At 63.6% G+C, this 6,856-nt stretch carries 5 protein-coding genes; all 5 read right to left on the bottom strand.

Features of this window, described 5'->3' with window-relative positions:
• Nucleotides 1-193: 193 nt before the first annotated feature.
• The gene (locus tag ACN0SO_RS26330) at nucleotides 194-2,479 is read right to left on the bottom strand and encodes a VIT and vWA domain-containing protein (protein ID WP_417682738.1); all 2,286 of its coding nucleotides are present in this window, start codon (nucleotides 2,477-2,479) and stop codon (nucleotides 194-196) included.
• Nucleotides 2,480-2,506: 27 nt separating this feature from the next.
• The gene (xrtT, locus tag ACN0SO_RS26325; RefSeq protein ID WP_417682736.1) at nucleotides 2,507-4,021 is read right to left on the bottom strand and encodes an exosortase T; all 1,515 of its coding nucleotides are present in this window, start codon (nucleotides 4,019-4,021) and stop codon (nucleotides 2,507-2,509) included.
• Between the two features lie 173 nt (nucleotides 4,022-4,194).
• The gene (locus tag ACN0SO_RS26320) at nucleotides 4,195-4,968 is read right to left on the bottom strand and encodes an inositol monophosphatase family protein (RefSeq protein ID WP_417682741.1); all 774 of its coding nucleotides are present in this window, start codon (nucleotides 4,966-4,968) and stop codon (nucleotides 4,195-4,197) included.
• Complete coding sequence (locus tag ACN0SO_RS26315) at nucleotides 4,968-5,750, bottom strand: DeoR/GlpR family DNA-binding transcription regulator (protein ID WP_417682734.1); 783 nt, start codon at nucleotides 5,748-5,750, stop codon at nucleotides 4,968-4,970. The genes ACN0SO_RS26320 and ACN0SO_RS26315 overlap by 1 nt, the downstream gene beginning before the upstream one ends.
• Before the next feature lie 15 nt (nucleotides 5,751-5,765).
• Nucleotides 5,766-6,839 carry an ABC transporter ATP-binding protein gene (locus ACN0SO_RS26310; RefSeq protein ID WP_417682732.1) on the bottom strand — a complete coding sequence of 358 codons (1,074 nt, stop codon included), beginning with the start codon at nucleotides 6,837-6,839 and terminating at the stop codon, nucleotides 5,766-5,768.
• Nucleotides 6,840-6,856: the final 17 nt, after the last annotated feature.

Genomic DNA, 6,856 nt, shown 5'->3' with positions numbered 1-6,856 from the left:
GCTCCATCGTTTGAGATCGGTAACAACCTCATTCTGGCACATCGATGCCGTAGGGGCCGTCCACCCCAACAGTACTCCGTGCCCTAACGGTTCAGGCAACAACTTCATGGATCACACAACCATCCTCGCGGAGTACTGGGTCCCCGCTTTCGCGGGGATGACAAAGGAGGGTGCGGCAACCGCCCCCCTTGCCTCACCGGCTTTCCAGCCACCAGCCGTCCCTTCGCAAGCTTCGCGGCAGCGACGTGTCCGGTTCCGGCGCCCGCCTTGCGCCCATCAGCCGCCGACGCAGACCCTGCGCAGCACCCCTCAGCTTTCGGCGGAAGCGTACAGCCGCGGCGAGCAACACCATCATCGCCCCCAATAGGCCTTCCGGCTCCGGCGCGGAACTGCCGCTCAGATTGAGCGACGGATAGGCGTTGGTGGAAACGCCCGCCACCTTGGGCAGGGGCACGGAAGCCTGGAGGGCACGGCCGGGCGACGGATTCACGGGCTTTTCCGATACCGCCACGAAGGACGTGAACCGCGACTGCAGGGAATAGGCAAGTCCCAGCCGGACGATCTCCTGCTTCAGCCGATCGTCTGCCGCACCGCCGATAGTATAGGTGCGGTTTAAATCGAAGATCCGCTCCCGCGCCCAGATCACCGGCAGGGCCGATGTTCTGCTGCCGTCTCCGCTCTCGTCCCGCTTCAGCTCCAGGGTGAGCGGCATCCGCGCCTTGTGGCCATTGACCAGTGCGTTGAGGAAGATCTGGTGGGAGCCGTCTGCGCTCGGTGTGTATTTACCAAGCACGCGCACGGACCCGCCCGTAAACAGATCGGGGATTTTCGCGGGCGTCTGGTCCCCCACCTCAAGCCCGTTCCAGTCGATGGAAATATCGGTCAGCACCGGCGTCTTGAGGGAAGCGGCGAAGGATTGCGCGGCCTCGTAGGAGGTTTCGCCAAGCCCCACATAGCGCGCATAGCCGCGCCCCTCCTTCGCCATGCCGTCCAGCAGGAAGCGGTTCACGCCGGAGCCGATGCCGAAGGCATAGAGCCGCGCCTGGCCGATACGGCTTGCGACAGTGGCGATCACGTTGCGGTCGTCGCCGATATAGCCGTCAGTCAGAAACACGACGATACGGGTCGTGTCTGCAGGCTGGGGCTCGTCGAAGGCGGCGTTGATGGCGGCATTCATTTCCGTGCCGCCACCGGCCGAGAGCCCTGCCACGAAGTTCAGCGCCTTGCGCCGGTTTCCCTCTGTCGCCTGCAACGGCCGCGCCGCAAACCGGGAGGTATTGCTCGAAAACCGCAGAATGCGGAAATAGTCGTCCGGGCGCAGCGCCTTGATGGCCGCCTCCATGAAGACCTTGCTCGCCGCCATCGGCTCGCCGCTCATGGAGCCGGACGTGTCGAGTACGAACACCAGTTCCCGCCGGGCAATCGTCTGCGGTTCCGGCACCTTCGGCGGCTCGATCAGCAGGGAAAAGGTGCCGCCGGACTTGGCATCGTAATGACTGTTGATCCCGGCTGCCACATCGCTTTCCGCCGCCAGTTCGTAACGCAGCACGAAATCCCGGTTGTCGATCGCCCGTCCATCCTTGAACCGGGCAGTCTTTTCCGTCTCGCCGCCATCGATCTCGAGCGCGTGACTGTCGCTCCACACCGCACCGATCGGCATCGGCGCCTTCAGGCTCAGCTTGAGGCCCACCCGGTTCGGATCGATCTCCCCCGGCGCGTCATGGCCGATAACACCCGGATAGGCCGGCAGCTTGTCGATCTGCCAGCCGGAGACTACCTTCACGTCACGCGGAACCTCGCGGTCGTCACTGGCCGCCAGCCGGTCCTGATCTTTGCGCGCATCGTCCGCGGCCACCGCCTCCGGCACCCGTTCGTAGCGCGGCCCCACCACCATGGGGATGACCAATTCATATGCTCCGTCGATCTTCGGCACCGCCTGTACATAGTCGATGGTGATCTGCACCGTCTTGCCGGGCATCAGGTTGGCGATGTCTTGCGTGAACATGTTCGGCCGGTGCTGGGTCAGAAGCGATGCCGCCTTGCCCTCCGCCTTGGCCTGTTGGAACTTGGCCTCCGCCTCTTCCTTGCGACGGATCTGCGCCACGATGGTCTCGCCATCCAGTTCCATGCGCATGCCGTGCACCGCCGCCTTCTGGTTCAGCGGAAACAGATAAGTGGCATTGAGGGCGAACCCGGTCGGATTGACGAAACTCTGGGTCAGCGACACGTGAACCAGGTCGCCCTCGATGGAGACGTCGTAGTCGGACTTCAGCAGCGGCAGGTTGATCTCCTTTCCGCCGGCCTCGGCTACCACAGTACCGCCCAGGTCGTCTTCCGCAGCGGCCCGGGCCAACGCAACGCCAGCCAGGGACAGTCCAAGGGCAAGTGCCGCGATCCCGGCCCCTTTGCCGATCCGCAATCGCGAGAACGACCACCTGCGATAAGGCCTTTCGGCAAAACGTCTTTCAACAAAGGTCATGTTGTTTCCTTTCAAGGCTATGGAAACTCAGGAATTCGGCAGGTCGAGCGCGGCGGCGACGGAGGCTTCCAGGCCTTCCCGCTCGTCTTCCGGCATCTGCCACGGAGTGATGCGCTGAATGCTGCTCCAGGCCGTCTTCGGCTCACGCAGCCACAGCCAGATCACCTCGGCGATGTTGTGAGTGATGTGGCCCCTGTCGGAGACGAAGGAGACGGCCACGCGCCACTGGCGTCCTTCGGCGGACCTTGCCCGGTAAAGGGCGGTCGGCACCGGCGCCATCCGGGTGCCGAGAAACTCCACCCGGTAGCCAAGCCCGCGCAGGCAGTCGTCCGGCGCATGCAGGTGGCGCAACGGCGAACTGGTCTGCACCAGGGTCAGCGCCAGCGGGCCATAGCGGCGCTTTTCCGCCTGCCCGCCATACTGGGTGAGATAGGCCCGCTCCACCGGCAGAAGCGGCTCGGTGACACCGGCCTCCCAGCCGATCACGGCCGGCAGTGCACGGGTGGTCAGACGGGTGGAGACGTCGAGCGCCTGGCGCGGCAGATTGACGATAACCAGCGCCAGCCCCAGGAAGCCAAGCGCGGCAGCTCCGAGCAGCCATCCGGACACCTGAACCTCGGACGCCCGGCGATCATCACTTTGGAGGTTCCCTGCCAATGCCCCGCCGGCCACATCGGCCGGCCGGTAGAACAGGAACACCGGCGCCAGCGACAGGCCCAGGGTCAGGTAGCCGATCAGGCTATGCGCCGGTTCCGCCATCACATTCAGGCCGAACACGCTTTCCGGATAGCCAAGCCCCACGGCCAGCAGGGAAATACGCAGGGAATTGCCCACAATCGCGAAGGCGAGCGCGGCCAGCGTCCAGAACCCGGCCGTCGTCAACCGGGGGCGATAAAGCGCATGCAGAATGGTGACAAAGGCGAGCGACAGCATCAGCCCGGCGGTGCCCGAGCACGGCAGGTCCACCAGCACGTCCTGCCCGGCAAGCTGCAGCCGCACGCCGGAACACGAAAGATCGTCGAAGAATGTCCCGAGCAGCCCGCAGGAAAGGTCGGCGGAGAGCGACTGCAACGGAAAGCCGGCAATCCGCTGGACAATCCGCTCCACCGGCAGAGTGAACAGGAACAGAGCCGCCAGCCAAAACGCCGACACCGGACGAGCCCTCTCACCCGTCCGCAGCAGCACCGCCAGGGCGAACACGTCGAGCCCGAGCGCCAGCCCGCCGACCACATTGACCGCCAGCACCTGCCCCGCCAGCCGGATTACGGCGGAAACCGCCAGCAGCCCGACCGCCCCCCGCCGGTGCCGTCCCCCTGCCCCGGACGTCACCACCGGGCTGGTCAGCGACCAAAGAAGCAATCCGGACAGGGCAATGAGATAAACCGCCCCGGACGTCGGATAAGACGGATCGAGCCACGTTCCGACAAGCCAGCGAACCGGCTCATAGGCAAGTACCCCGGACGCAATGGCAAACCCCATGGCGGCGGGTGAAAAGGCGGCCGGCAGACGGACCGTGAAAGAAGAAAGGCACAAACGGGTCATGCCCCCGTTGTGCCGGACCCGTTTGCAGCGCCTTGCGAGCGTTTGTGCAGATTTTCAGGATTTGAAGGGCTGCAGCGAAGCTGGCGTACGTCCAACAGGACTGTTCCACGCGCGTCGGCGGATTTTCACATACCTATAATACTCAAGCGAAAGCGACACACGACCTTGTGCGCTCAGGCCGCGCTATTCCTGAGCCGTTCCACGGCTTTCCGATGCAGATCCGGCGTCGCCGCGGCCAAAACCCGGCCCTGCGAACGCAAGGTCAAGGGCGCGCCCTTCCAATCGGTAATCACCCCGCCTGCCCCGGTCACGATCGGGACCAGCGGCAGATAATCATAGGGTTGCAGCCCGGCCTCCAGGATCAGGTCGATGTGTCCTGAAGCCAGAAGACCATAACTGTAACAATCCCCGCCGAAGCGGCGGCCGGCGCAAGCCTGGCTCAGACCGTCGAAAAAACGGTATTCCTCCGGCGTGAACTGATCGGGCGATGTTGCGAAAAGCACCGCGTCCTCCAGCCGTGTCCGCCGCGCGGTCCGGCAGGTCTCGCCGTTCACCCGGGTGTCGCGGTCCACACGGCCGATCCATGTTTCGCCAAGCATGGGCATGTCGATCCCGCCGAGGATCGGCACCCCGTCTTCAAGCAACGCGATAAGCGTCCCGAAAAGCGGCACCCCGGAGATGAAGCTCTTGGTGCCGTCGATGGGATCGATCACCCAGACATGGCGCGCGTCCGCTCCGGACGTCCCGTATTCCTCACCCAGGACCCCATGGTTCGGGCAGGCGTTCTCCAATACCGCCGTCATGGCCCGCTCGACGGCACGGTCCGCCAACGTCACGGGACTGCAGTCGGCCTTGCGTTCGACTTTCAGCGGCGTCCGAAAATAGGACCGGGCCAACGGTCGCGCTGCCTCCAGGGCGTTCAGCGCTATCGCCTCGAAATCGTCCATCACTTGCAAGTCAAAACCTCAATGGCTACTGGCTGAGCAAGGAGCAAATGACCGTGCTCGATGTGTTCCTGGATTTCCCGAGGCGCATGATCCGTCACCAGGACATCTATTTCGGACCAATCGCAAACATGAACCAGGCCGGATTTGCCGAACTTGCTGGAATCGATCAGCATGATCGTCTCGTCGGCGCGTGGAATCATCGCCCGTTTGAACTCCGCCTCGTACATATCGAAGTCGAGACATCCCTTCGGAGACCCCGCAACCACGGACATCACGAAATAGCTCGGTGTGAACTGCTTTAGGAATTCGATGGTTCCGGTTCCGCACAGCGTGCGGTCCGCCGCGCGCATCTCGCCGCCGGGCAGAATGACCCTGTGTCGGCTACCCGCGACGGCGAAAATCTGTGCGATTTCCAGCGAGATCGTCAGGATCGTCATGGGTTCGCGATGCGTCAGTTCGCGGGCGAGGAAACAGGCCGTCGAACTGTTGTCCAGCATAACGGTAGCGCCCTCCCGGATATAGGCAGCGGCGCGCCGGGCGATCGCGGTCTTGGCCTCCACCGCGTCCCGGAGACGACGTTCAAAAGGCGGCTCGGTGCGCGGTGTCGAGAGACGGACCCCACCATGGAACTTTTCGACAACCCCGTCCGCGGACAGACCCTTCAGATCCCGGCGGATGGTTTCGTCGGAAACGTTGAGATGGTCCGCGAGTTCGGAAATCGCCGCTTTTCCGTGAACTTCCAGATGCGCGAGTATTTGCTGCTGGCGTAAACTCAGAGCCATTGCCTCCTCCCCGAGCTATGACTTCGCCAGATCGATAGCCTGTCCCGTGCCCGCATGGAAGAGACGGGCACGGGACAAATCGAAATTCAGGCCGACGTCGGTGCCCGGCGCCGGAGCGTCCGACACCTGGCAGCGCACCACCATCCGGTCGCCGCCCAACCTCACCACCACCAATGCCTCGGCGCCGATCAGTTCGGCCTGTTCGACCGTGCCGCGCGCCATGCCGCCTCGTTCGCAGAAGTTCACCTCCTCGGGGCGAATGCCGAACAGAACCTCCTCGGGCAGATTGGCGGCGCCGAGCGAAAGCGCATCGTGGAACGCATCGTGGCCGACGGCACCGCACGTCGCCGTCCTGCAGGCGAATATGGCCATTTCCGGGGAGCCGATGAAGCCTGCGACAAAGGTGTTGGCCGGCCGCAGATAAATATCCATAGGCGCGCCGACTTGCTGAAGATGGCCCTTGGACATTATGGCCACCCGCGTTCCCAGGGTCATCGCCTCGATCTGGTCATGGGTGACATAGATCACCGTCAGACCCAGTTCCCGGTGCAGGCGCTTCAGCTCGGCGCGCATGTGATTGCGGAGCTTTGCGTCCAGGTTGGACAAGGGCTCGTCGAAGAGGAAAACCTTCGGCTGGCGCACCAGGGCGCGACCGATGGCGACACGCTGACGCTCGCCTCCCGACAGTTCCTTCGGCCGCCGGTCGAGCAACTCGGTGATGTTCAGGATTTCTGCGGCCTGGCGGACGCGAACGTCGATCTCCGCCCTGGAGAGTTTGCTGGTTTTCAGGAGCCCGAATGCCATGTTCCGATAGGCCGTCATATGCGGATAGAGCGCATAGGATTGGAACACCATGGCGACGTCGCGCTTCTGGGGCGGCGCATCGGTCACGTCGACGCCGTCGATCAGAAGTTGGCCGGAGGTGATGTCCTCGAGGCCCGCGATCATTCGAAGCGTGGTTGACTTGCCGCACCCGGACGGGCCGACAAGGACCATGAACTCCTTGTCTTCCACCGTCAGATCGATATCGGAGACGGTCCGGCTCTTGCCATAGAATTTGCTGATGTCTTTCAAACGGACGGTTGCCATAACTTGGATCCCGGGTT

This window comes from Roseibium sp. (assembly GCF_048260565.1).
Lineage (GTDB): Bacteria > Pseudomonadota > Alphaproteobacteria > Rhizobiales > Stappiaceae > Roseibium.
Note: the sequence above shows the minus strand (reverse complement) of the source record. Positions and strands in the feature narration are given on the sequence as shown.

Excerpts from the sequence above, each read along its gene's own strand:
- ACN0SO_RS26330 (WP_417682738.1), bottom strand. The coding sequence starts at position 2,479 with ATGACCTTTGTTGAAAGACGTTTTGCCGAAAGGCCTTATCGCAGGTGG.
- xrtT (WP_417682736.1), bottom strand. The coding sequence starts at position 4,021 with ATGACCCGTTTGTGCCTTTCTTCTTTCACGGTCCGTCTGCCGGCCGCC.
- ACN0SO_RS26320 (WP_417682741.1), bottom strand. The coding sequence starts at position 4,968 with ATGGACGATTTCGAGGCGATAGCGCTGAACGCCCTGGAGGCAGCGCGA.
- ACN0SO_RS26315 (WP_417682734.1), bottom strand. The coding sequence starts at position 5,750 with ATGGCTCTGAGTTTACGCCAGCAGCAAATACTCGCGCATCTGGAAGTT.
- ACN0SO_RS26310 (WP_417682732.1), bottom strand. The coding sequence starts at position 6,839 with ATGGCAACCGTCCGTTTGAAAGACATCAGCAAATTCTATGGCAAGAGC.